The 25,061-nt window shown below is 35.9% G+C and carries 24 protein-coding genes and 1 pseudogene; 11 read left to right on the top strand and 14 right to left on the bottom strand.

The features are described 5' to 3' along the window. The first annotated feature begins 187 nt into the window (after positions 1-187). The 5 genes and pseudogenes from KDN24_RS06930 to KDN24_RS06910 all read left to right on the top strand — a co-directional run bounded on the left by KDN24_RS06930 (position 188) and on the right by KDN24_RS06910 (position 3,493). Entirely contained in the window at positions 188-742 is a 555-nt protein-coding gene (locus tag KDN24_RS06930) for a DJ-1/PfpI family protein (RefSeq protein ID WP_409972043.1), read from the top strand. 169 nt (positions 743-911) lie between these two features. Beyond that, a pseudogene (locus KDN24_RS06925) lies at positions 912-1,609 on the top strand (MBL fold metallo-hydrolase). 43 nt (positions 1,610-1,652) lie between these two features. After that, positions 1,653-2,234, top strand: coding sequence for a TetR-like C-terminal domain-containing protein (locus tag KDN24_RS06920; protein WP_409972044.1), 582 nt, complete (start codon positions 1,653-1,655; stop codon positions 2,232-2,234). Between the two features lie 42 nt (positions 2,235-2,276). Then, a complete protein-coding gene (locus KDN24_RS06915; RefSeq protein WP_409972045.1) occupies positions 2,277-2,576 on the top strand; it encodes a YrdB family protein in 300 nt (99 codons plus the stop codon). A 104-nt stretch (positions 2,577-2,680) separates the two neighbouring features. Continuing rightward, complete coding sequence (locus tag KDN24_RS06910; protein WP_409972046.1) at positions 2,681-3,493, top strand: ABC transporter ATP-binding protein; 813 nt, start codon at positions 2,681-2,683, stop codon at positions 3,491-3,493. Positions 3,494-3,594: 101 nt separating this feature from the next. Here the strand turns inward: KDN24_RS06910 and KDN24_RS06905 are convergent, their stop codons facing one another. Then, positions 3,595-3,837 carry a hypothetical protein gene (locus KDN24_RS06905; RefSeq protein WP_409972047.1) on the bottom strand — a complete coding sequence of 81 codons (243 nt, stop codon included), beginning with the start codon at positions 3,835-3,837 and terminating at the stop codon, positions 3,595-3,597. Between the two features lie 286 nt (positions 3,838-4,123). Between KDN24_RS06905 and KDN24_RS06900 the strand changes: the two genes are divergently transcribed. Then, complete coding sequence (locus KDN24_RS06900; RefSeq protein ID WP_409972048.1) at positions 4,124-4,882, top strand: AAA family ATPase; 759 nt, start codon at positions 4,124-4,126, stop codon at positions 4,880-4,882. Between the two features lie 148 nt (positions 4,883-5,030). Beyond that, positions 5,031-6,881 (top strand): SLC13 family permease, encoded by a 1,851-nt coding sequence (locus KDN24_RS06895; protein WP_491348472.1) that lies wholly within the window; start codon positions 5,031-5,033, stop codon positions 6,879-6,881. Between the two features lie 65 nt (positions 6,882-6,946). Here KDN24_RS06895 and KDN24_RS06890 read toward each other — a convergent pair whose 3' ends face one another. The 5 genes from KDN24_RS06890 to KDN24_RS06870 all read right to left on the bottom strand — a co-directional run bounded on the left by KDN24_RS06890 (position 6,947) and on the right by KDN24_RS06870 (position 13,673). Next, positions 6,947-7,906, bottom strand: coding sequence for a 2-hydroxyacid dehydrogenase (locus tag KDN24_RS06890; protein WP_409972049.1), 960 nt, complete (start codon positions 7,904-7,906; stop codon positions 6,947-6,949). Positions 7,907-7,966: 60 nt separating this feature from the next. After that, entirely contained in the window at positions 7,967-9,046 is a 1,080-nt protein-coding gene (locus tag KDN24_RS06885) for a hypothetical protein (protein WP_409972050.1), read from the bottom strand. Positions 9,047-9,233: 187 nt separating this feature from the next. After that, a complete protein-coding gene (locus KDN24_RS06880; protein ID WP_409972051.1) occupies positions 9,234-11,612 on the bottom strand; it encodes a penicillin acylase family protein in 2,379 nt (792 codons plus the stop codon). Positions 11,613-11,773: 161 nt separating this feature from the next. Continuing rightward, positions 11,774-12,931: an ABC transporter permease gene (locus KDN24_RS06875; protein WP_409972052.1), complete on the bottom strand. Its 1,158-nt coding sequence runs from the start codon at positions 12,929-12,931 to the stop codon at positions 11,774-11,776. Further along, entirely contained in the window at positions 12,921-13,673 is a 753-nt protein-coding gene (locus tag KDN24_RS06870) for an ATP-binding cassette domain-containing protein (RefSeq protein ID WP_409972053.1), read from the bottom strand. The genes KDN24_RS06875 and KDN24_RS06870 overlap by 11 nt, the downstream gene beginning before the upstream one ends. Before the next feature lie 184 nt (positions 13,674-13,857). Here KDN24_RS06870 and KDN24_RS06865 point away from each other — a divergent pair, with 184 nt between their 5' ends. The 3 genes from KDN24_RS06865 to KDN24_RS06855 all read left to right on the top strand — a co-directional run bounded on the left by KDN24_RS06865 (position 13,858) and on the right by KDN24_RS06855 (position 16,506). Then, a complete protein-coding gene (locus KDN24_RS06865; protein ID WP_409972054.1) occupies positions 13,858-14,556 on the top strand; it encodes a LytR/AlgR family response regulator transcription factor in 699 nt (232 codons plus the stop codon). Between the two features lie 19 nt (positions 14,557-14,575). Further along, positions 14,576-15,553, top strand: coding sequence for a sensor histidine kinase (locus tag KDN24_RS06860; protein WP_409972055.1), 978 nt, complete (start codon positions 14,576-14,578; stop codon positions 15,551-15,553). Positions 15,554-15,951: 398 nt separating this feature from the next. Further along, positions 15,952-16,506 (top strand): VanZ family protein, encoded by a 555-nt coding sequence (locus KDN24_RS06855; RefSeq protein WP_409972056.1) that lies wholly within the window; start codon positions 15,952-15,954, stop codon positions 16,504-16,506. Between the two features lie 36 nt (positions 16,507-16,542). On the opposite strand, the gene KDN24_RS06850 is transcribed toward KDN24_RS06855, so the two are convergent. From KDN24_RS06850 to KDN24_RS06815, 8 genes are all read right to left on the bottom strand, one after another. Further along, the gene (locus KDN24_RS06850; protein WP_409972057.1) at positions 16,543-17,430 is read right to left on the bottom strand and encodes a GNAT family N-acetyltransferase; all 888 of its coding nucleotides are present in this window, start codon (positions 17,428-17,430) and stop codon (positions 16,543-16,545) included. 83 nt (positions 17,431-17,513) lie between these two features. After that, entirely contained in the window at positions 17,514-17,747 is a 234-nt protein-coding gene (locus KDN24_RS06845) for a hypothetical protein (RefSeq protein ID WP_409972058.1), read from the bottom strand. 86 nt (positions 17,748-17,833) lie between these two features. Continuing rightward, positions 17,834-18,646, bottom strand: a complete 813-nt coding sequence (locus KDN24_RS06840; protein ID WP_491348471.1) for an alpha/beta fold hydrolase — start codon at positions 18,644-18,646, stop codon at positions 17,834-17,836. A gap of 138 nt (positions 18,647-18,784) precedes the next feature. Next, entirely contained in the window at positions 18,785-19,792 is a 1,008-nt protein-coding gene (locus tag KDN24_RS06835; protein WP_409972060.1) for a hypothetical protein, read from the bottom strand. Between the two features lie 260 nt (positions 19,793-20,052). Beyond that, positions 20,053-21,291, bottom strand: a complete 1,239-nt coding sequence (gene sstT / locus KDN24_RS06830; RefSeq protein ID WP_409972061.1) for a serine/threonine transporter SstT — start codon at positions 21,289-21,291, stop codon at positions 20,053-20,055. A gap of 469 nt (positions 21,292-21,760) precedes the next feature. After that, positions 21,761-22,468 (bottom strand): M48 family metallopeptidase, encoded by a 708-nt coding sequence (locus KDN24_RS06825; RefSeq protein WP_409972203.1) that lies wholly within the window; start codon positions 22,466-22,468, stop codon positions 21,761-21,763. 28 nt (positions 22,469-22,496) lie between these two features. Then, complete coding sequence (locus KDN24_RS06820) at positions 22,497-23,009, bottom strand: YehS family protein (RefSeq protein ID WP_491348359.1); 513 nt, start codon at positions 23,007-23,009, stop codon at positions 22,497-22,499. A gap of 203 nt (positions 23,010-23,212) precedes the next feature. After that, positions 23,213-23,605, bottom strand: coding sequence for a nuclear transport factor 2 family protein (locus KDN24_RS06815; protein WP_409972063.1), 393 nt, complete (start codon positions 23,603-23,605; stop codon positions 23,213-23,215). Between the two features lie 266 nt (positions 23,606-23,871). On the opposite strand from KDN24_RS06815, the gene yfkAB reads away from it, so the two are divergent. Then, entirely contained in the window at positions 23,872-24,996 is a 1,125-nt protein-coding gene (gene yfkAB / locus KDN24_RS06810; protein ID WP_409972064.1) for a radical SAM/CxCxxxxC motif protein YfkAB, read from the top strand. Positions 24,997-25,061 lie beyond the last annotated feature (65 nt).

Here is a 25,061-nt window from a genome sequence, read left to right as displayed (position 1 = left end):
GTGTCATAGTATTCACTTATTGACAACCCTTCCTGTTTTTTCTACCATTTTAGATTTATGTTCATGATAATTTTTTCTGCATTAGGAAGGTTTATTAAATTTATGTAAAAATAAAGGGAATATAATTCCAATTCAGAATATATAAACTAAAGGCGGCGCCTTATTTTTTTCAAAGGAGGAAGGTTAAATGTCAAAGAAAGTATTACTTATTGCAGGAGATGCTGTTGAAGCATTAGAGATTTATTATCCATATTATCGTTGTCTTGAGGAAGGATTTGATGTGCAAATAGCGGCACCATCAAAGAAAAAGCTGCAGACCGTTGTCCACGACTTTATTGGATGGGATACTTATACGGAGAGTAAAGGATACTTAATTGATGCCCATGTTGCATTTGAAGATGTGAATCCCGAGGAATATGATGGATTAATTATACCTGGTGGACGCGCACCAGAATACATTCGTTTGAATGAGAATGTTCCTCGGATCGTCGCACATTTTTTTGAAGCAAATAAACCTGTTGCTGCCATTTGCCATGCTAGTCTTATTTTAACAACTGTTCGCCAATATTTAGAAGGTAGAGAATTAACAGCCTATATTGCTTGCAAACCAGATGTAGAAGCTGCTGGTGCCACTTATATTGAAGACCATCTTCATGTCCAAGGAAATCTTATTTCTGGTCATGCATGGCCTGACTTACCAGGTTTTATGAAAGAATTTTTGAAACAAATGAAAGAACAATAAGAATGTAGATGTGATTTAAAATTACCTCACAAGACCGAACAATTAAAGGAAAGGGATCAGATGATTATGCTGATTCTTTTTCTTTTTTTTAAAAAAGGGATTGCCAAAAACTAATTGTGTTAGTTAAAATGATAATGAGATTAGTTTATAAAGAAAGGCATGATAAAAAATGAAGATAACGAAGATTCATACCGTTTTTCAATTAGCATTTATGCCACGAGTGTTTCCGGTAAACTGTTACTTTGTCGAAGAAGAGAACGAGCTGACCCTTATTGATGCTGCCATGCCATACAGCGCAAAAGGTATTATTCACACTGCTAAGAAAATGGGTAAACCCATTAGAAATATTATCCTCACACATGCTCATGCAGATCATGTCGGTGCTTTAGACGAGTTGAAAAAATTATTACCTGAAGTCCAAGTTTGTATATCTATTCGTGACGCAAAATTGTTAGCTGGTGACACGTCTTTGTTGCCACATAAAAAAACGTCCCGATTCGAGGAGGCATTCCGAAAAAGATTGAAACTCAACCAGATATTTTACTTCATGAGGGAGATCGTATTGGTTCATTGGAAGTCATCCATTCGCCTGGGCATACACCCGGTTCCATTTCTCTCGTTGATACACGCAATCAAAGTATCATTGTGGGTGATGCTTTTCAAACTAGAGGAGGAATAGCTGTTTCAGGAACACTTACGCCATGGTTCCCGTTTCCGGCTTTCGCCACTTGGGATAAAGCGACAGCTCTTGAAAGTGCAAAGAAATTAGTAAGCTATCAGCCTAGCCTACTTGCAGTTGGTCATGGGAGAATACTTGAAAACCCAATTGAATTAATGAAACAGGCCATTATGAAAGCTGAAAATTAATCATACTATTTAATGAGGATGTGAGGATAGGTTGTCTCGTCGAATGAAATTAGATTTACCTATTATTTTACTTGAAGCCACGCGATTAATTGATGAACATAGTTTAGATCAACTTACACTCGGGATGTTAGCTGAAAAGCTGCAAATTCGTCCCCCTTCTTTATACAACCATATTAGCGGGTTAACAGAATTAAAGCAGAAATTAGCTATTTACGGAACGAAAAAACTGAATGAAGTCTTACTTCAATCAGCAGTAGGACGTTCAGGGGATGACGCCATTCGTGCTATTGGTGAGGCATATATCCAATTTGTTCGAAATCATCCAGGTCTTTATGAAGCAACTTCGAGATTTCCTCATGCAAATGACAGAGAATTACAAGAAGCACAGCAAGATGTTGTCCAGCTTGCTATTCAAGTGTTAGAAGTATATAAGCTAGATGATGAGCTAGCCATTCACATGGTAAGAAGCTTCAGAAGTTTATTGCACGGTTTCGCCTCTCTTGAACAAATAGGAGGTTTTGGACTCCCTTTTGACTCGAATAAGAGTCTTACCATTCTAATCGAAACTTTTATTAAAGGCCTTCACTCTATATGTGAAATCGAATTAGGAAAGGGATTAAGCTAATGCTTTTAGCAAGTTTAAAAACAATAAATCGTTGTTCGCTTTATGCTGGAACTTACTGGACTTGCTATCTATAGCTATTGGGGATATAAAATTGAAAGCACACCACTGCTAAAGCTGGGTCTTGCAATCGTCATCCCATTAACAATCTCCGTAATTTGGGGATTATTCATCTCACCGAAAGCGAGCATCCCTCTGCCAGATTCGATTCATTTATTAGTCGAAATGTTCATCCTGCTCCTCCCTGTCGTGCTGCTTTTAAGCCAAGGGAGGACAAATTTAGCTTGGATTTATGGCTTAATTGTTCTACTAAACCGAAGTCTATTGTTTATTTGGAAACAATAATATTCCTGCTTTCTAGTACACTTTTTAATTTTTAGGTTTGATATAAAGAATTTTCAGATTAAAATAGTATAAAAATGTGCTTATTAGAAAGTGAGGTTTTTCGTTTGGATAAAATCATCTTCTTTAAGGACGTATCATGGCGTCGATCTGGACAGGAAATTTTGAGTAATATAACCTGGGAAATAAATAAACATGAACATTGGGCAGTCCTCGGATTAAATGGTTCAGGTAAAACATCCCTCCTAAATATTGTTACAGGGTATCAATTTCCGTCATCTGGCCAAGTAGAAGTGCTTGGCTGTCCATTTGGAAGGACAAACTTGCCAGAGCTTCGTAGGAAAATTGGGTTTGTCAGCAGTTCTTTAGATCGCTTCTCCCCCACATTAAATTTCCAAACGATCGAGGAAATCGTTTTAAGTGGATTATTTGCCTCAGTTGGATTATATGAGAAAGTATCAAAAGCAGATTTGGAAAAAGCTGAATTTTTAATAAGCAGACTTCGATTAAACTATTTAAAGGGAAAAACATTTCAGTTTTTTTCTCAAGGTGAAAAAAGAAGAGCCTTAATTGCCCGGGCATTAATGAGTGATCCGAGCATTCTTATTTTGGATGAACCTTGTTCTGGATTAGACATATTATCCCGAGAAGAAGTACTTGCGATCATAAAGGAAATTACGAGAAGCCATTGTCATTTAATATATGTTACCCACCATATTGAAGAACTTGTAGAAGAAATCACCCATGTTCTCCTTCTTCAGAATGGAAAAATGATCGCCGCAGGTCCAAAACATGATATCATTACAGATTCCTACTTGTCGGAGGCATTTTGTACTCCTGTACAAGTTCAATGGCAAGGAAACCGACCATGGTTATCGGTCATCTCTGAGTCTAGTAGTACGCAAACAGTGGGGAGATGAGTTGTTGCCGTAAAATCATAATGCAGTGGAATTTTATTCTAAAAAACCCGTTCAAAAAAATCCAGATATTCCCTTTTCAGTAGAGGACATCTGGATTTTTATTACGCCTTTTTATTTTTTAAAAAAGGCCATATACCAACGAACAGTAATGAAACACCTGTAAGAAGCGCAGCAATTATCCAAAAGGACATCCCAAAGCCAACTAATTCATACGCTCCTTCATAATAATTTGCTTTTGTGTTATTCATATTTGCGCTAATAATAGCCGCTGTTATATGCTTCGTAGCATATAAAAACGCAGAAATGGCTATAAAAAAGCAGCCAATCGCCATAAATATTCTCATGTTAATCCTCCAAGTAGAAGCTAATTATTGTTTATGTCTTTTTTCGTGCAGCCTTTTCGCAATTCACCACCAGCCTATTAATGTATTTTAACTAAGTTTAATTAATATTTTCTGAATTTACAATCAAATAGGCGTTTTCCCATGCATTATTCGTTGTAATTTTATTCCGTATGTTAATAGGTTTAAAATTTTCCGTTAATTTTAAAAATAATCATGCTACTAGTTATTTTCCAATTGTTTGTTAAACTAATAATATTAATAATTTCTTTTCGAGGAGAGACGTATAATGAAGCTTACGAAAGAAACTCAATATATCCGAAATATTAGTCTGAAACGTGAAAGCATCCCTTCTTTGAATACGTTTCCCTTTCATTTACCAAGTATAAAAGTGCTGGAAAAACTATCCCTTCATCCAAATGTGACGTATTTCGTTGGCGAGAATGGGATGGGAAAATCAACTTTATTAGAGGCCATTGCTGTAGCGGCTGGATTTAATCCAGAAGGAGGATCATTTCATTTTAATTTTTCCACTTATAACTCCCATTCTGTTTTGGATGAGTATATAAGGCTCATAAAGGGTGTTGAAAAACCTAGAGATGGATTTTTTCTGCGGGCAGAAACCTTTTATAATGTTGCGACCAATATAGAGAGTTTAGATCGCGAGCTTTCTTCTGGCCCACGTATTATCGATTCATTTGGAGGAGTGTCACTACATGAACAATCACATGGTGAATCTTTTTGGGCCACATTTATGAATCGTTTCTATGGAAATGGCATTTATATATTAGATGAGCCTGAGGCTGCACTATCACCGCTTAGACAGCTTTCCATGCTAAAGCGAATTCATGATCTAGTCGAAGAAAATTCGCAATTTATTATCGCCACCCATTCACCAATCATTATGTCATATCCACACGCGAAGATTATCGAATTTACTGAAGAGGGTGCAAAGGAAGTAACACTTGAGGAGACAAGCCATTACCACATTATGAAACAGTTTTTTGAAGATAAGAATAGAATGATACACCATTTATTAACGGACTAGTTGTTAGCTAAAATAAAGTTTACTAAAATTTAACCATTATTTTTCGTATTTATCGTGAACAAATCATCCTTATCTCATCAGCGAAAGACTATTATTATATAATATATACTGTTCCAAATTGATCATCATTTCAATGGAAAGGATTCGGATTATTTTGCAGCTTATTGTCACATTTACTATTTTAAGTATTAGCATTATTTTATTTATGAGCAATCGTTTACGAGCTGATCTCGTTGCGGTGATGGCATTATTAGCATTCGTCCTAACAGGAATACTAACACCGACAGAGGCACTCTCAGGGTTTTCTAATTCAGTCGTCATTATGATTGCAGGGTTATTTATCGTTGGTGCCGGTATTTTTCGTACTGGTCTTGCAAAAATGGCAGGGAACATACTTCTTCGCTCCTCTGGAAACAACGAGAGAAAATTATTTCTATTATTGCTCATCATCGTTGCTTCGGTCGGTGCATTTATGAGCAACACAGGAACGGTTGCTTTAATGCTTCCGATCGTTGTCAGTGTTGCTATAAGTATAAATAGCAGTCCTTCGAAATTTCTAATCCCATTATCTTATATGGCCAGTTTATCGGGCCTTTTGACATTGATTGCTTCTCCTCCGAACTTAATTGTCAGTCAGCTATTAGTCGACAATGGTTATGAGAAGCTCGGATTTTTTGAAATTACTCCTATTGGCATTGTTGGTGTCATAACGGGGATTATTTATTTAGTATTAACGCGAAATATTTTACTTCCAAATGAGAAAAAACGAAATAAATCTAAAGGGAGCCACCCTCTCTCACCTAAACAACTTGCTATCGACTACAATCTTGGGGGTAATTTATTTCGAGTAAAAGTTCCAGAAGAATCCGAAATGATTGGAAAGCGGTTGGCCGAACTAAAAATTCCGCATACCTATCAATTATGTGTATTGAAAATACAACGTAAATCAATGGAAGGTATCAACCTTTTACCGATTACCTATCAAGAAATGGCAGGACCTACAACTATGGTTCAAGCAAATGATATCCTTTATTTTCAAGGTTCTCACGAAAATGTAAAAAGATTTGTCAGCGACTATAAATTGAAGATTAAAGAAGAAGAATCAGAGGCTGGGGTGCTCGTTTCAAAGCAGCTTGGGATTGCAGAAGTTCTATTAACCCCCCATTCAAGTTTAATCAATGAAACCATTAGAACCATTGGGTTCCGAGAAAAGTATAACTTAAATATTATTGGCATCAATCGCCAAGGGAAATATGTGTTAAAAGAAATGTCTAAACAGCGGCTTCGCTTTGGAGATGCATTATTAGTGCAAGGTGCTTGGGATGAAATTGAGCTTCTTTCAAGAGAAACGAAAGATGTTGTTGTCGTTGGGCAACCAAAGGAACATGCAAGTATTGCCTCTGCCAATGGAAAGGCCCCCATTGCAGGCGGAATAATGCTGCTTATGATTATCCTAATGGTATTCGATATTTTTCCAACTGTTATTTCTGTATTAATCGGAGCATTACTAATGATCGTGACCGGATGTTTACGAAGTATGGAAGATGCATACGGACAAATTAACTGGGAAAGTATTATTTTAATAGCAGCAATGCTTCCGATGGCAACCGCTCTAGAAAAAACAGGTGGAATGGTTATTCTCTCAGAAGGAATTATCCAGTTGCTAGGTGGATTTGGAGCTATTGGGGTGCTTGCTGGGATCTATTTCTTAACAATGGTTTTTGGTCAATTCATTAGCAATACTGCTACCGCCGTCCTATTTGCGCCAATTGCGATGACTGCTGCGATTAATATGGATGCCAATCCTTATACTTTTTTAATTGCTATTGCTTCTGCATCAAGTATGGCCTTCTCCACCCCTGTTGCATCACCAACAAATTCACTTGTGATGACAGCTGGGAACTATAAATTTTTTGATTTTGTAAAAATTGGCGTTCCTTTGCAAATCGTTATGTTTATTGTCATGATGATTGTTATTCCAATCTTCTTTCCTTTATAAAAGCGAGCACAATCAATTCACCTTCCGAGAATCGAAACTTCTTGGAAGGTGAATGATTTTAGTATCTAAATAGGTGTAATCGGACCATTCCCTTTTAAAGCTTCGATGATATTATCCGCAGCTAAATGTGCCATATTCAATCTTGTTTTAATACTTGCACTCCCAATATGGGGCAAGGTCACAACATTATTAAGAGTAAGCAGTGGATGATTAATCGGGATTGGCTCTTCTTCAAACACATCTAAACCAGCTGCCCATATCTCCTTGTTCTTTAATGCCTCGTAAAGTGCTGCTTCATCGACGATTCCACCTCTAGCCGTATTAATAAGAATAGACTCTTTTTTCATGAGAGATAGCTCTTTTTTGCCTATTAAATGATGGGTTTCCGGGCTATAAGGAAGCATTAGACAAACAAAATCTGATTGCTGCAGCAATGTATGTAATTCTGCATATTCAATTTCAAATTCTTCTTCTATAGCTCGTTTTCTCGTCCGATTATAGTAAAGAATATTCATATTAAACCCTTTCGCACGTTTTACTAAAGCTTGCCCGATTCTTCCTAATCCTACAATGCCAATGGTTGCACCATAAATATCTCTGCCAACAAATTGCATCGGTGCCCAAGCACCCCATTCTCCATTACGCAATGCAGCATCTGCTGGAAAGATATTTCTTGCTGTTGCCATTAATAATGCAAAGGTTAAATCTGCTGTCGTTTCAGTTAAAACACCAGGTGTATTCGTAACCATTATTCCTTGCTGAACAGCAAATTCAATATCAATATTATTATAGCCAACTGCCATATTGCTAATAATCTTTAGATTTTTTCCGTGTTTTAATAATTCTTCATCAATCATATCTGTCAACAAGCAAAACAACCCATCAACAAACTCTATTTCCTTCATTAACACTTCCCTTGGTACAGGAATGAATTCCTCTTTCCACATGCTAATTTCAAAATGGACTGCTAGTTTATGCAAGATTTCATCAGGTAGCTTCCGAGTGATATAAACTTTGTTTTTCATCGTTCTCCCACCTTTTTCATTCAAGTTTGCTATATTTAAGGAACTCTTGTCTCTAAAACATCACTGAACAACTGTTTTTAACTGTTTAAAAATAGACGATACTCCCCGCCACCAGTTTTCGTCTTCCGCATATTTTCGGTTAATCCATTGAATCGGATCAACATCCGCTGGGCGATCTTTACTTAAATTAACAATGGTGCGGGCAGCAATTTGACTCGTATCGGAAATATTTGTGTTGAAATCTTCCCAGCTATGGAAGACGTTAAATGGATTGTTTGCGATTTTTGCAGCATTCTTATTGTCTCTTAAGACAAATCCTTGTTCCTGCCCTGTAATGGCAAACAGTAATAATGGATGAATATTATATTCATTTGCGATTTCAATAATCGTGGTAAAATAGGGCTCATCTGCTAACAATGAATTCCGGCCATTCAGCCAATCTCGTAATTTTCCTTCATTAATTTGTTCATATTGCAAGTATATCGGTAATTCATTCGACATTCTTTCTTGATTAGCTGCTTCTGGAAATTCAACAACAGCTATATTCTTAACATGTTTTTGTTTAGAAAAATCGATTTCCCGAACGATGAAAAATAAAGCAATAATAAGTGCGGCAGCTGTAAAAATGATTCTTTTATGTTTCAGCAGCTTATTCATAACTTCTTGCTCATGAATAGAAAGAACCTTTTCCTCTAAGTGAATAGTTGGCTGAGTCGCTTCCTCACTGGAATATGTAGCACTTACTTCATCTTTATCGTTATTTAGTAAATGATCGATGTATATTTCTGCTATATCTGAAAAATTATCTACTTTTTTATGTACCCATTGAGGAAGTTCTTTTTTTAATTCCTCTTGAGTTGCAAACGCAATACTTGATTTAATAATATCGTCAGCAGAAATAGATAAGGAATTTGTAGAAAGCTTTTTATTCAAAAGCTCCATCCTAATCCTTTTTTTTGTTTCTGTTGAAAAATTCGGAAGTGAATGATCAATCATGTCATAAATCGTTTTTGCTAGTATACTAGCTTTTTGTTTAGAGGTTAATGTCTCATAGCGAGAGTTAATCTGCTCTCTTATTTTTTTAATACCTTCTTGATCGATAACCTCTATTTGTAATAATTGTTCATTAAACGGAGTCAATATTTCCACCCTTAGTTCATTTTTCAAAAAGAATCATAATTTCTTTCTATCATGTATTCTACCATTATTTCAAATCTAAACCATATGGGGAAATAATAATATTTAAATATATGAAATAATATAAAAACTCCCCCGCTATGTATAATTTGACAATGGGAGGAGTTGTGAATATTTTGGGATTTTAAAGTTAGTCTTTTTCCAGAGGCATTAACATTAATGTTTCACCGACAGGTTGTTTTAATGCGGTTTTATGATAGGTTCCTTTTACCCAATCATCCATCTGATCATGATACCATTTGCTTTTAATATGGCCGGATTGCCCAGGGCCAACTAAATGGTAAGCCTCATCCGTATTTGCCATATCGATTGCAAATCTCCATGAAGCCCCATGATCAACGATACCAGTATCTAAATAGGCAGCCGCCTTAACAGTCACACTGCTGCCGCCAACAGGAATACTTCCTTCACGATTAAATACATAGTGTAGAGGAAATACGCTTGATAATGGATGCTTGAATTGAACTTGATGATAGTTTCCCCACTGCCATTTACTCATGTCTTTGCCTTCCGCTTCTTCAATTTGTGACAGTGTAAGCTGTAATGATTTTATTAACACAGCCTCAATCCCTCCCTTTTCCTCAATCCAAGGGCCTGGATTTCCTTCAATAGCTCTGCGCAAAAGCTTATCAACCGCCGCTTTTCTTCCAGAGAATAATTCTAACATTTCCTCATTAATCTCTTCACTTAATAGGACATCACTAATTTTCCCCATCCAAATATTAAAAATATATGGGGCTGCGTCCTCCTTACGGTCATAAAAATCCCAATTTGTTAATTTCTCTAACACTGCTTTCTCTCTATCTCCATTTATATTTTCCAATAATCCAATAAGCTTTGGCACAAACTCTTTCGCTTGTAAATTTTTCTCATCCATTTGTAAATTCATCATATCTTCAACAGTTAGCTTATCATTTGCCTGTAACACCTCTTGAATCCGCATTTGTCGGTAAGGTTGCGCCCAGTCATGACTTATGTGGTATGGATAATCATCGTTAATGACCTTATTATTAGCTGTAGAAATAAATCCTTCTTTTGGATTAACGGTTTTTGGCAATTCCTCAAAAGGGATATAGCCAATCCAATCATATTCGTCTGTCCAGCCCGGAACAGGTAGTAATCCATTATCTTTCTTACGAATTGGAATTTTTCCATTCGCTTTAAAGGCAATTGTTCCATCTTGAGCAGCAAATACAAAATTTTGTGCAGGTGTTTCAAATTGCTGTAGTGCTTTCTCAAATTCAGACCAATCATTCGCCTTATTCATATTTAAAATAGCTTCAAGCTCCGCAGATGGCTGCAGCGCTGTCCATTGTAAAGAAAGTACGGTACTCGCACCTATGTCTTCTGCAAACTCCGAAATAATGGGGCCATGCCTTGTAATAAGAACCTCATATTCTAATGTTTGTTTATCTTTAATTTTGATGGGCTCGCTAATTATTTCTGCTTCTTCCCATTTATTGTTATAGAGAAATTCCTTTGGATTATCAGGATTCCTTTTTTCAATATACAAATCTTGAACATCTGGTCCCGTATTTGTCACACCCCAAGCAATGTCCTCGTTATGTCCTAAAATAATCCCTGGAACTCCTGCAAAAATAACTCCACTTACATTTAAATCATCTGTTTCAAGCTGCATCTGATACCAAATGGCCGGAGTAGCAAGTCCTAAATGTGGATCATCTGCTAAAAGCGGCTTTCCACTCACTGATTTCTCTCCACTTACCACCCAATTATTACTCCCATTATATTCATGTGGAATGATGACATTAGCAAATTGCTTACTCATGTCGAGTTCATTTTTGCTAATGATATATGGGGCATTTTCAGGGTATTCTGGAAATAAATCATATGCCTTATCTTCTGGAAACTCTTGCAGTAAATAGTGTCGAAATGCTTGTTCCTGCCAATGACCGCCTAGATCGAAGGCCATGTATTTCCCAATTGTCAATGAATCAATAGGCGACCAATCTTCAGGTTCATAGCCAAGAAATGTAAATTCAATTGGCCATTTCCCATTTTCGCGTAACTCATCAATATAAAGATTTACCCCTTTTGCAAAAGCATTTAATACTTCCATTCCATCATCGGAATAGACATTAGCTGATGCTTCTGCTGCTCTCTGTAATCCCAGCGTACGGAAATATTTATCTTGATCCACCACTGCCTCTCCAACTACTTCACTTAAACGGCCAGAAGCTTGTCTTCGACTTAAATCCATTTGAAAAAGCCGATCTTGTGCTTGAATATAACCTTGAGCGACATACAAATCATGCTCATTTGCTGCCTTAATATGCGGAATGCCCATTTCATCCCGGATGACCGTAACTGGCTCATTTAACCCCGCAATCGTGATTTCACCAGTAATTTTTGGAAGTGATCGATTTAAATAAAGATTGGCCCCTATTAGCACAATGAGACAAAGTAAAACTAACGACACTATAGCCCATAAACTAATTGTTTTCCATTTTGCCCTTTGCTTTTTCTTTGCCATAACAACTGTCTCCAAAATCTCTTCCCCCCTATTTACAAAAATACTTGTTTATACTTATTCGCAATAGGTAAGGGACTTTCCTTTTGAGAAGAAAAATTCAATTATGAACAGCGAGGCTTTTTATTCAAAAAAATATTCCCCATCTAATTAGTAGACGGGGAACGGACTTTTTATCATTAATTCATGACCCACTTATCCTTCATAAATAAAATTCGCCCAATGATAAAGATAATGATCATACAGATGAAGTTGCTGGCAATCGTAATTAAAATATGCTCAATATTAACAATTCCAAATAATAGTTCTTTTAATATCGTGAAAAGATTCATGATTGGGATAGCAAAATGCTGAAAGCCTAACTCATTAATTCCGATCCCTGAAATCACCATTAATGGAAGCACCGCAAGCATCATTATCGGTGTACTGTAACTTTGTGCTTCCTTTATCGTTTTGCCCATAATACTTGTTAGCATTAATATTGATGCATTGAACATCGCATATAGAATTGAAATGATGACGGCAATCGCAATGATGAGTATCGCATTGTCTCCGAAGGAAATGGCTTTTTTAAGATTTTCAGTCAAGAAGCCAATTTCTAGTGCGACGACAATTAATGTAATCATTCCCGTAATGGCGCCAATAGAGGCAATCGTCAGCCATTTTGAAAAAAGCAGTACAGCTCGATTAACAGGTGTAATTAAGAGAGCCTCCATCGTTTTTCTTTCCTTTTCTCCAGCAAATAAATCCGAAGCAGCTGGGCCTGCACCTACTCCAATCGCTACAGCTAATATTAATGGAATGAGCATCGCAACTATGTTAATGCCCGGATCCTCATCTGACATTTCCATTTGGTTAATTGTAAAAGGCTCGATAGTGGAAGCATTTGTTCCAAGAGCTAAGAGACGCTCGGAAGTAACTGATTTTTCATAAGCCGTTAAAGCTGTCGTCACTAAATTCATCAAGGTTGCAGATTTTTGGCTAAAGGAATTACCGATTAACGTGGCAGAAGCTTCTTCTCCATTCTCAATGCTTTTGAAAAATTCAGGACTTAACTTTAATGCAGCAACTGCCTTGCCTTCCTGTAAAACTTCTTCAGGATTTTCAGCTTTAACAAATTCAATATTGTCATAGTTAGCGAATAGACTTTCTTCCTCTATACTAAAGGATTCCTCCACAGCCAGCTCATATGTTTCCGCTCCATCATGTGAAATCATTTTTTCATAGAACAAGGTTAACCCAGTCATCATGATAATTGGCAACAACACTGTTAATAATAAAGTTCTACGATCACGGAAGCAGTCTTTCATTTCTTTCAAATAGATTTTAAGAAGCATAATGCTCTCCCCCTTTAACAAGCTTACTCATAAAAATATAATTCAAATCCTTGCTTCCTTCTGAAACATAGAGTGCTTCAAGTTCACCATGATAGACAAGCTCACCCTTATGCATCATCGCAACAGACTCACAAAGCATGGATACTTCCTCCATAATATGGCTTGAGAAAATAATCGTCTTTCCCTCACGTTTAAGCTGGTGGACAAGCTGTCGAAATACATTTGAAGACGTTATGTCCAGCCCTGTCGTCGGTTCATCAAAAAGAATGATATCTGGATTATGAATGAGTGTTCTAGCAATCGCTACTTTTTGCCTCATTCCTTTAGAGAACCCCCCAACCTTTCGATCGAGATAATCCCTCATGCCAAACATTTTCGTCAAATCATCGATTCGCACCTTTGTTTCATGTTTTCCTAAACCATATAAGCTTGCAAAGTATTCTAGATTTTCACGGGCTGTCAATCGTTCATACAACCCTGTTTCTCCTCCAAACAGCACACCGATTCGTTTCTTAATTTCATCAGGCTTTTTCACTGTGTCATATCCATCTACAATGACATTGCCCTTCGTTGGTGTAAGCAGTGTCGCAATTGTTCGCAGTAACGTTGTTTTTCCTGCGCCATTCTCACCAAGCAATCCGAGTACTTCTCCTTTAGAAACTTCAAAAGAGACATGCTTTAATGCTGTTACATATTTCTTCTTATCCTTGAATTGTTTTGTTACCTCATGAATTTGAATCATCGGCTTTCTCGCTCCTTCTGATTGCTTTCTTGTTTTTATCATACAAAGAAATAAATAATAGGTCTGCAACTATGTCGCGAATAGTCCTTTTATTGTCGCGAAAACGACAAATCTCCTATTAAAAATGGTAAAATATATGGGTATAGGCGCTGTCAGAATATAGCTTATATGTAAGGAGTTCGTTATGAAAATTGGACTTGTCGATGATCGAAGAATTGATCTAGATAAATTAATTGGAATCATTTCAAGCATGAAAGGTATCGAAATCATCTTTGCAACAACATCTGCTGAAGAGGCATATGAACATATAAAAAAAGAGTCGATCGATTTATTGATTGCTGATATTGAAATGCCAGATTTATCTGGATATGAATTAGCAGATATTATTCATTCCCATGCACTTAATATTTCGGTTATCTTCGTAACTGGAAATAGCGGGTATGCTGTTCATGCTTTTGAAATAAATGTACATGATTATATTATGAAGCCTTACCCGAAGGAAAGGTTAATCCAATCGATCGAACGGCTCATGGAGAAAACAAAATCCTCTGAAATAAATGGGAGGCTTTATATTAAATTAAAAAACAATATCCATATTATCCAGAAGAAGGATATTATTTTTATTGAAAGATCTGGAAGATCAACAACCATCTATACGAAAACTGGTCCAATTAAAACATATCAAACATTAAATGAATTAGAGGGGGAACTTCGCGAACGAGATTTTATCCGTTCACATCGATCGTTTATCATTAATATTCACTATGTACTGAACTTTTCTCTCTATGCGAAAAATTCTTATATCGTCACATTCGAAGGTATTGAGGAGCAAGCTATGATTACGAAGGATAAAGTGGAATTCTTACAAGAATATTATTTTTAAAAGTAGAAAGGACTTGAAAATGAGTAAAATATATTGGGCAGTAATCGCTTTATTATTGATTGTTCATCTGCAATCATTGCTACGATGGCTTCCATTTGAAATTCCTGTCTACTTTACTTGCATTTTAGCAGTTAGTATCAGCTATTATTTTTATAAAAAAGTTCATCTTATGATAGCTAATATAAGTATTCAGTGGAATGGCATCTTTTCTTTCATGCAGCTATTACTTGTTTTGATTTATATTGCAGTAAAGCCATCATGGATATACCTTGTTCCATTCTTCATGTTTGTCGGGATTGAAGCGATACGATTAGGTTGGGCAAACGAGCTGTCACCACTTTCTAAGAAGCTCGGACAATTTGAAGAACAGAATAAACAATTTAATGAAACCTTTCATCTTGTTCGTAAAGAAAGACATGATTTTTTAAAGCATGTTTCCGCCATTCATTACTTACTAGAAAATCGAAAAAACGATGAAGCAAAATCATATCTCGATCATTTAGTAGACGGATATGAAGAAACAAATTTATCCATTAAAGGGGAGCGGGGCATTGTAGCTGCGGTTTTACATAAAATGTACCGACAAGCGAAAGACGCTGGAATTTCGATCGTCTATGATTTTGACATGCCATTGTCAACAATGCCCATCTCTGATCAAAATATGGTCGCATTGATTGGCAATCTGCTATCAAATAGTATTGAGGCATGTCAAGAGTGGCAAATCAAATATAAGAAACAAGCAATCATTACATTGCAGTTTTATAAAAGAAGTGGTTTATATTTATTAATTTGTAAAAATAATAGTTTACCAATCCCAGCTGCGATTTTGGATGAATTGTTTCATACATACGGAAAAACAACAAAAACAGGTGACCATGAAGGTCTCGGTACAAAAATAATCCAAGATATTGTTAAAGACCATCAAGGATTTCTTGATTTCATCCATAAAGATGAAGAATTTACTGTCAAAATTAAAATACCCGCGATCATGATCTGACATTAGAAAAAGCTAAGGCATTCGCCGCTGTCTTTCAGCGAATGCCTTAGCTTTTCTTATGCGATGTTATAAATGCTAACATGATTTGAACTTTAGTTTATCCCCCATTTTTTAGCGAAATAGGTTTTTTAAATTTTATCAGCGAAATTCAACTGTTTATCAGCTGACTTTTGCTATTTGTCAGCCGAGTTTAGGTATTTATCAGCCGATTATGCACATTTATCAGCCAACACAGCGAAAATTTGTAAAAAACCACAGTATCAGTGACTGATTTAATCATCTGTGGTGCAACTGATTTTGAAAAAAGTGTAGGGACTCGTTGCTATATTTCGTCTATTATCATGAAGACAATGCGTATTTTTATAATATGAACATTTTTAGAATTGGAGATAAATGAAATGACAAAATTTTTGAAAACAACAGAATCGATTATTCTTTATTTTGTTTTTCTATTTTACTTGTTTCTTCTACTCGATCTTTTGCTTTTTAAATACTACTCTCCAATAGAACTGTTTGATTCTAGTAGAACATTCACGAGAGACGTTAATTTAGTCCCGTTCCATACAATATCAAACTATTTATTCGGCGGCTTTGATGTAAGTTGGAGTGTTGCAAGTTCAAATGTTTTTGGCAACATATTGGTTTTTATCCCATTAGGCATCTATTTTCATGTTTTTAAAAGGAATATGAAAGTAGCTAGAAGTTTACTTTCGATATTCCTTATTAGCCTTAGTGTCGAAATCATTCAATATGTTTTTGGAATTGGTGCTAGTGATATTGATGATATTATTCTTAATTTTTCTGGCGGAGCAATTGGAATCCTTCTTTATAAATTACTTTACTTAGTTTTTAAAAATACCAATCGGGTTAAGACCGTCATTATGATTATTTCAACAATAATTGGACTACCAATACTAGTAATTTACATTTTAATTACGATTGCTAATAGTTGATTAAGAGCCCATTCGTCGAAAATGATAGAATAGGGGTTACTCTTGCATTTTTTTCATCATATACACTTGTTTAGCTGTATGCTGAAAGCCAATTTCCTTTAAAATCGTATGGGTTCGTTCACTTTTTCTAATCGGCATATTAGGAATAACACGGTTAATACTGTCGTCAAAAGTGCCGAAAACCTCATGTAATAATACCTTAATAAGCTTTTTAGAATCCTTATGGCTAGGCTCTGCTTCACATTGGTATAGAACAGTTGAGATATGTTTGCCTTTGTCATCAAATCCTCTTCGAAAATATGCATAGCCGATTGCGGCATTAGTTGAATCCTTTATTATTAACGCCTCTCCATCCTTCGCACTTTGCCATTGCGTTTGCCAAGGATGCATGCCTTGATAAAAAGGAAGATGTCCAACCTGCTGTGGGACTGACCGCTCGATGGTAATATCCTTCATATAATCAACAAACTTATCCGTTTCCATCGGACCATTTAAGCTCAAATATTCTAATTCATCAACAATTTCAAAGCCCATTTTTTCGTAAAGAGAAATAGCATGTTGATTTTCACTTATCGCCTCTAATGTAGCTAAATGGACATTCTCTTTCTCTAAAATCGATAAGGTCTCTTCCATTAACAGCTTTCCGATGCCCTTACCTCTTAATTGTGAAGCGACTGCAGTTCCTCCATTCCAGGCTATTTTTTTTCCATTAAATTCACGAATCCCATTCTTAACGATGCCAATAGGTTTATGATCCTGAAAAGCGACAATCGATAAGCTTGGTGATAAGCCTTCAGAAGTAAAACGGTTAATAAATTTTTCTGGTGTCATCGTCGCATCAAAATAATACCCTTCGAAGCCTGAATTCCAAGCCTCCACCCCTTCTTGTATCGTACAATCTACTAATCTTTTAATCTTTATCATTCACACTCCCCGCTTTCTGAAAAACATGGGACAAAGGGACTGGTCCATGGCCCTTAAATAATTACTGTTTGTGGTGCAGTTTCTTATTTATTAGTCCTTTCATTTCCATGTTTAAAATTACCAGTAATTTTTGCCATTAATAACTGTGCTTCCATACTATCTGCTTTCGATATTTTTGCTAAAAACTTTTCACTTTCCTTCCCTTTTAATATCATTATTTGTTTTCCTTTCCAAAAGATAAAGACTTTATTATCTTTTGATGTTCGATAGGAAAAAACATTTTCTTTAAGCTTGTTTCGCTTATCGATATTATCCAATTTCTACACCCCTTCATAAAGAAAGTGAGTTTTTTTCAACCTTTACCTAAATTCATGTAGTTTTCTTCTAATGTATGTCCCTTATGTTAATGATCAGATAAAAATCTATCGACAATCTCATTGAACTTTTCACTGTGCTCCCAAAACATCATATGTCCACCAAGAACCTCTACTTTCGATTGTGTTGTTAATTGTTTTGTGTAACGAATAGCAAGGTCAGCCCAATGCTCCGCCACAACGGTTAAAATTGGAACTGTTCCGCTTGCTTGTTTTGCTTCTTCACGATAATCAGAAAACATTCCAGAAGCAAACAAATTACTTGCAATATAATAGGGTGTTTTTAAAGATTGCTCAACCAGCCATGTTAATTCTTCTGTTTCAAGCTTTCTTTGCACCATCACTTGAGTAATATAATTTGTAATAAATTCTCTTTGACCACTTGAATTTCGTAAATATGTGTTATAGATTGCTGCTATATTATCTAATGTACCTTCCGCCCATTCTCCATCGTTTACAGTTAGAGATTTTGGCGGCATATCGACCAAAATTAATGATTTAACATGCTCAAATCCATTTTGCTTTATATACTCCCAAACAGTTAAACAACCGAAAGACCATCCAACGAGAGTTACGTTCGTTGCATTTAATGCTTGAAGCACAGAGGCTAAATCTGAACCGTGAGTAACATAATCATTTCCATGGATAGACATTGTCGATCTCCCATGACTTCTCGGATCAATGACAATCACTCGATGTGTCTTTGAAAAATATTCTATCTGTTTTGAAAAAACTTCTGTTGTAAAAGTAAAGCCAGGAATGAAAATGAGCGGTTCTCCACTACCTATCTCTTGAACAAACAACTCTACACCTGAATCGACTTCGATATATTTCCCATTCATAAGGGACACACGCATTACCTCCCATTCTAGTGATAACGATTATATTCAAAATTAAGGCTTTAGCGAGCAACCTGGAGCGGAAATCAACAGCTATGTTTAACAGAACATTTATTAAAAATAAGTTTATCTAATAAAAAATCACTTTATTCCATTAAAAATAATATTCATTCTTCGAAACTTTTCCTGAATATTTGGGTGAATTTGATTCTCCTCTTCTATTATCAAATGGTCGCCTTCATTTTCCTTAAATACTTCATAAATACTTCTTAACTGCTGCATTTGCCGATCTGTTGGTGGTTTTTCCACCATTTGACTAAGCAGATTAAGTGTGCTGGTTAAAGAAATCGTAAGCTCTGAATTCAACTCGGCGGCAGTTTCAAACAATCGTTCAGCTTTCCAAAGCTCCTCTTGGATTGGGCCAAAGATTGCAGCACGCTTCTGAAGGTTCTGTAAATCGCTCTCACTCGCTTCCAATGCTTTTACTGTTTTATCTGTCAAAGCCTGTTGCATTGATCCGTATGCATCCTTAAATAATCCGTAGGAAGCAGGCTGATTATAATGCTCAAAAATATTCTCCTTTTTATACAAGATTTCCTTAACAAATCCCTGTTTATCTTGATCGTATACAAATTTATGAATGAATTTATTAGAATGCGACGTCTCTAATACGACAATGCCTGCTTTCCCCTCGAACATTGCTGTACTAAAATTAATTGACCCTAGCTGAACGTAATCATCAAAAAGCGGATAAGTGTCCTCTCCATCTTTTACTACCAAAAGCCATGTCTGTCCATCATCCCAAGCAAACAAACCATCTTTCATTTTCTCTGCATTCACATATAATTCAATCATTTCATCCTTTCCATCCTGATTAAGATCAAGGGTGGTTGTCTTATAGAGTGAAAGCGGATATTTTTCAATGTTCTTTGGATGAATAATGGAGGAACTATTATTCATCTGCTCCTCAATAACTTTCCTTTGCTCCTCCACCGTATTATGCAGAGATTTGTTTTCCATTAATAACTTCTCAATTTTCTTTTCTAATTCATCGAATTCATTCGTTTCAACAGCATTTGTTTGATTCGTACAGCCAGCAAGGATTCCTACTCCCACTAAACAAACAATCATAAGAATGAACCTTTTCATATTCCAACCCCTTTCACATTTAAAAATAAAATATTATGATGTTTAATCATTCACGATAGTTCAATATATTGTAAATAGTAACATATATTGTTAGAAAATTACGAACTAATATATATACGTAGATCAATTATCAAACTTGTTCATTTTCAAAAGCTCAAATTGTTTTGTTTAAATGCTGTTATACATAAAAAAACTGCACCTCCAATGTTAAGTTGATTCTAACAAGAAGATACAGTTCAATTAATATAATCATTTATTCATTATGCAGCTTTATGAATATCGATTTTCTTCCCTTCTTTACGCCACTCTTTATATTCAGCAGCAGCTGTAAAAAGTACGTCTGTCGATGAGTTAAGTGCAGTTTCAAAAGAATCCTGTAAGACACCGATGATAAAGCCTACACCAACTACTTGCATCGCAACATCAGCTGAGATTCCAAATAAGCTACACGCTAAAGGAATCAGTAGTAATGAACCTCCTGAAACTCCCGAAGCACCAGCCGCACATATCGCAGATAATACACTTAAAATAATGGCTGTAGGAAGATCTACTTGAATATCAAGAGTATGGACCGCTGCAAGAGTTAAAACAGATATTGTAACCGCGGCACCAGCCATATTAATAGTAGCACCTAATGGAATAGAAACGGAATAACTATCCTTATTTAAACCAAGATTTTCACATAATTTCATATTTACCGGAATGTTCGAAGCAGAGCTACGTGTAAAGAATGCGGTAATCCCACTTTCCCTTAAGCACTTAAACACAAGCGGATATGGGTTTTGCCTAATAACGACAAACACAATCATTGGATTAACAACTAATGCCACAAAAAGCATACAACCAATTAATACAGCAAGTAATTTCCCATAGCCTAGTAAAGCATCCAAGCCACTTGTCGTAATAGACTCAAACACTAGACCCATAATTCCTAATGGGGCTAGCTTAATTACCCATGTAACAAGTTTAGAAACAGCATCCGAAAAATTAGCAATCATCGTTTTTGTCGAATCTGCTGCATTTTTTAATGCCAAACCAAGGAGGATAGCCCAAGCTAAAATACCAATATAGTTCGCATTAAAAATAGCCTTCACTGGGTTATCCACGATATTCAACAACAATGTTTTTAGAACCTCAACAACACCGCTCGGAGGCGTCACACCTTCAGCACCCTGTGCAAGCGTTAAGCTGACTGGGAAAATAAAACTAACAATTACGGCAATGAGTCCAGCTAAAAAAGTTCCTAAAAAATAAAGAATAATAACGGATTTCATATTTGTTTGGTGACCACTTTTGTGCTGAGCAATAGCTGACATGACTAAAAAGAGTACTAATACAGGTGCAATAGCTTTCAAGGCTCCAACAAATAAAGAGCCAAAAATGACAATTGGTTTTGCTATATCTGGAATCATTAAAGCAAGGATAATACCAATAATCAAGCCTACTATTATTTGTTTTACTAGACTTATTTGGTTCCATTTTTTCAGTAAACTTTTCATCGATGTTCCTCCACTAGTTTAGGATAATTTTGTACCATGATTTCTAGATTAAGGTTTGACTGACAAACATCTCCTCCTGATTCCACTCCAGAAAGATATTTGTCTTTCTAATAAATAGTATTATACTGACTCTATTGATATATTACAATATTATTTTTTTATTTTAGTACTATAACAGAAAATAAAGTAGCCGTACAAATGGGAAAAGGCTGACACCAAAAGTCGTTTTTTACAACCATTTGATTTCAGCCTCTTTTTACTATTTGTTTTATATTCTTTATATGCCCCAACTAATTCGTGAAAGGTAAACTGGGACGTCATGGAAATATTTAGCCGTGCAATTATTCTCTGAATCTATGAAGTTCCCACAATGCTCATAAAGGTAAGCGACTTTCTAACATGATAGAAAATCGCTTACCTTTATGTCTAAATTCAGTTCTACAATTTGTAATAGATGCTTTGTTTATAGTTAAACAGTCATTTTCCAGCTTGATAATGCTAACCAGTTTTCTTGTTCCTTATAATCGGGCATGATTCCTCCAACAAGACGCCAGAAGGAGCGGTCGTGATTCAAATGGACCATATGACACATTTCGTGAACGACTACATAGTCGATTACTTTAATTGGTGCCATTGCCAGCCTCCAATTAAAGGTTAACTGTCGTTTTGAATCACAGGTTCCCCAAGTACTTTTGCTATCAGAGATACGGATAGACCGTGGTTTTGTTTTAAAATTGTTTTGAAAGTACTGGATTCTCATCTCGATCAAAGCTTTACATTGCTGATAATAAAAACGTTTTAAAGCCTGTTTTATTTTTTCATCATCAAGCTGCTCTACATAAATATATAACTGCTCATCTTCAAATACTACATGGTCTTGCTTAATTTTTAGATCTTGGGAAATCTTAATAGGATAGCTGTTTCCTAAATAAAGAAATCTCTCTCCATGCTCATAAACCTTCACCTGTGGTCCAAGCAATCGTTTCTTATGTTCTCTTAATTTTTGTTGAATCAGTTCCCAGTTGTTCTCCAATAAATAAATTACCCTTTCATTGGGTGTCTCTTTTGGAGCCTGGACTTCAATATTTCCATAGTGATCCATCGTAATACCAATGGATGTCCGCTTTTTGTATTTTAGATCAAAACGTATTGTCTCACCTAAGTGGGTATGTATCATTTCATCACCTGTAGGATTTTTCAATGCCTTATCCCCTGTATTTTACAGTCAATCCTTTTAAGAAATTCCTAGCGAATTTGTCGCCGCACTCTTTATAATTTTTATGGCCCTCTTTTCTCAATAAAGCACTTAGTTCTCCTTTTGTTACAATAATTCCAGCTTTTTCAAAAATATCAAGCATGTCTTCACTTGTTAATGCTAGAGCTATCTTTATTTTCTTTAACAAGAGATTATTAACGTTAGCATTTTTCTTTATAGACGGTTCTGGTATATCAGGCTGTCCTGGTTTTGGATCTTGTTTTCCTCTTTTAAAAATAATAAAACCATTTAAAAAGGAATCTAACATACTATTATGGCATTTAATATTCTCATCATTTTCAGCAATCTCATCATCATCATAACTGTCATTTGATTTTGTTAGAAGCTTTAGCACTTCTGCTTTTGTTACTTCCACGCCACCAAGTTTAAATATCTCTACCATATCTGTATTTTTTATATCTAGAGCATATCTTAATCTAATTAATATATCATTATTATCCATGAATAAACCTCCTATGGCTTTGCCAATTTGTATAGCAACTTCATCTTTCATTCACATTTTGTTTAGGAGATGCAGTTAAACTTTGTTGTTGATTTTCGCTGCAGGCACTCGCTTTCCGCTCTAATCAACAGCGTAATAATCAAGATAGTGTATTTACAGAGCCTTTAAGAAACATATTTCTTTCTCAAATTATTCTTCCATCGTTAAAACATGCCATTCTCATTAGGGGAACTCTCTTGTATAGGTTGACCTAAATCCCATAATTCAACAATATGGTCATCACGGAAACGGAAGATATGCACAACGGCTGCACCAAGGTCCTCAGAATTCTGTTTTACATGGGAGTGAACCACAACCATCTCTCCCTCTACAATTACATGCTTGACTTCAAGTGTCTTATCAGGGTTTATCTCTGCATTCTCTTTCATTGCTTGCATGAGGGAATCTGCATCGCCACGAAAAAAAGGATTATGGTGGCGGAAGTCTGCACTTATGTAGAGCTTGTATGCTTCATCTACTTTCCCTGAGGCAACAAGTCGCAAGAACGAAACGGCTTTATCTTTAAAAGAGGGGCTTGCTTTCATCTGCTTATCCATTTTTATCACAATCATCCTTCCATTTTTGGTGTTATTCTGTTCTAAAATTAATATCATGTTATGGTTTATACGAACCTATGTCAATATTGGGATTTTTTAAGAAGTCTCAACTATCATGCTAATTTTGTGTGAAGTTTGAATTATTTTATATTGAATAAACTAGTGCCAATTTGCTTTACAAGATTTACAATTGAGATTGTCCACCATTATAGTATTTTAAAGTAAGACATGAAATCATCCATAATTTTCTTTGAAAGGTGAGCAATATGTTAACAACAAAAAAACAATTACAACCCGCTCAAGATGCGTGGGAAGCATATAGAGATATTGAGCAATTCGGAAAGCTGACCTTATCGAATATTGAATTTACGACAACGGTTTTATGTAATATGCGGTGTGAGCATTGTGCGGTAGGCTATACACTACAACCAAAAGACCCTAATGCCCTTCCAATTGATGTATTACTGAAGAGCTTGGATGAGGTTCCTCATTTACGAGCGCTCAGTATTACTGGCGGAGAACCAATGTTATCGAAGAAATCCGTGGAGAATTATGTAGCCCCTCTCCTTCGCTATGCCCATAATCGTGGGGTGAAAACACAAATAAATTCCAATTTAACGATAGAACTAAGCCGCTATGAAGCGATTATTCCATATTTGGACGTTCTCCATATTTCTCACAATTGGGGTACTGAAGAGGACTTTATCGAAGGTGGCTTTGCGATGATGGAAAAAAAGCCAACGAGAGAACAGCGTAAAACTCTTTACGAACGTATCATTCACAATAGCAGTGAATTAACGAAAGCAGGGATTATCGTTTCAGCGGAGACGATGCTAAATAAACGAACACTTCCTCATATCGAGAACATCCATAATCAAATTGTGCATGATATGAAATGTCAACGTCATGAGGTCCATCCGATGTATCCATCTGATTTCGCTTCACAGCTTGAAACATTATCATTAGGGGAAATTCGAACAGCGATTCATCATCTATTAGATATTCGTGACGAGAATACATGGATGCTTTTCGGTACACTTCCATTTTACGCATGCAGTGATAAAGAAGAGGATTTAGCCCTATTAAAACGATTGTATGCCGCAAAAAATGTAACAGTCCGAAACGACCCAGATGGACGCTCCCGTCTAAATATTAATATTTTTACAGGGGATGTGATCGTAACTGACTTTGGCGATACACCACCACTAGGAAATATCCAAACTGACAAACTTGTCGATGTTTTTGATAAATGGCTTAATACAGATTTAGCCCACTCTTTAAATTGCCACTGTCCACATGTTCGCTGCCTTGGCCCGAATGTGCTAGTGAAAAACAATTATTACAAAGAGATGAATTTTTTAGCTAGAAAAGCAAGGATAGGACTTTCTTAAAAAGATTGGCACTTTTCTATAAAAGTTATCACTTACAACAAGATAATTTTTTGAAAAGTGCCTTT

Origin of the sequence: Cytobacillus sp. Bva_UNVM-123 (genome assembly GCF_046351715.2) — a bacterium.
In the GTDB taxonomy this organism is placed as follows: domain Bacteria; phylum Bacillota; class Bacilli; order Bacillales; family Cytobacillaceae; genus Cytobacillus.
The sequence above is the reverse complement of the archived record's forward strand: the minus strand, read 5'-3'. Positions and strand labels throughout refer to the sequence as shown.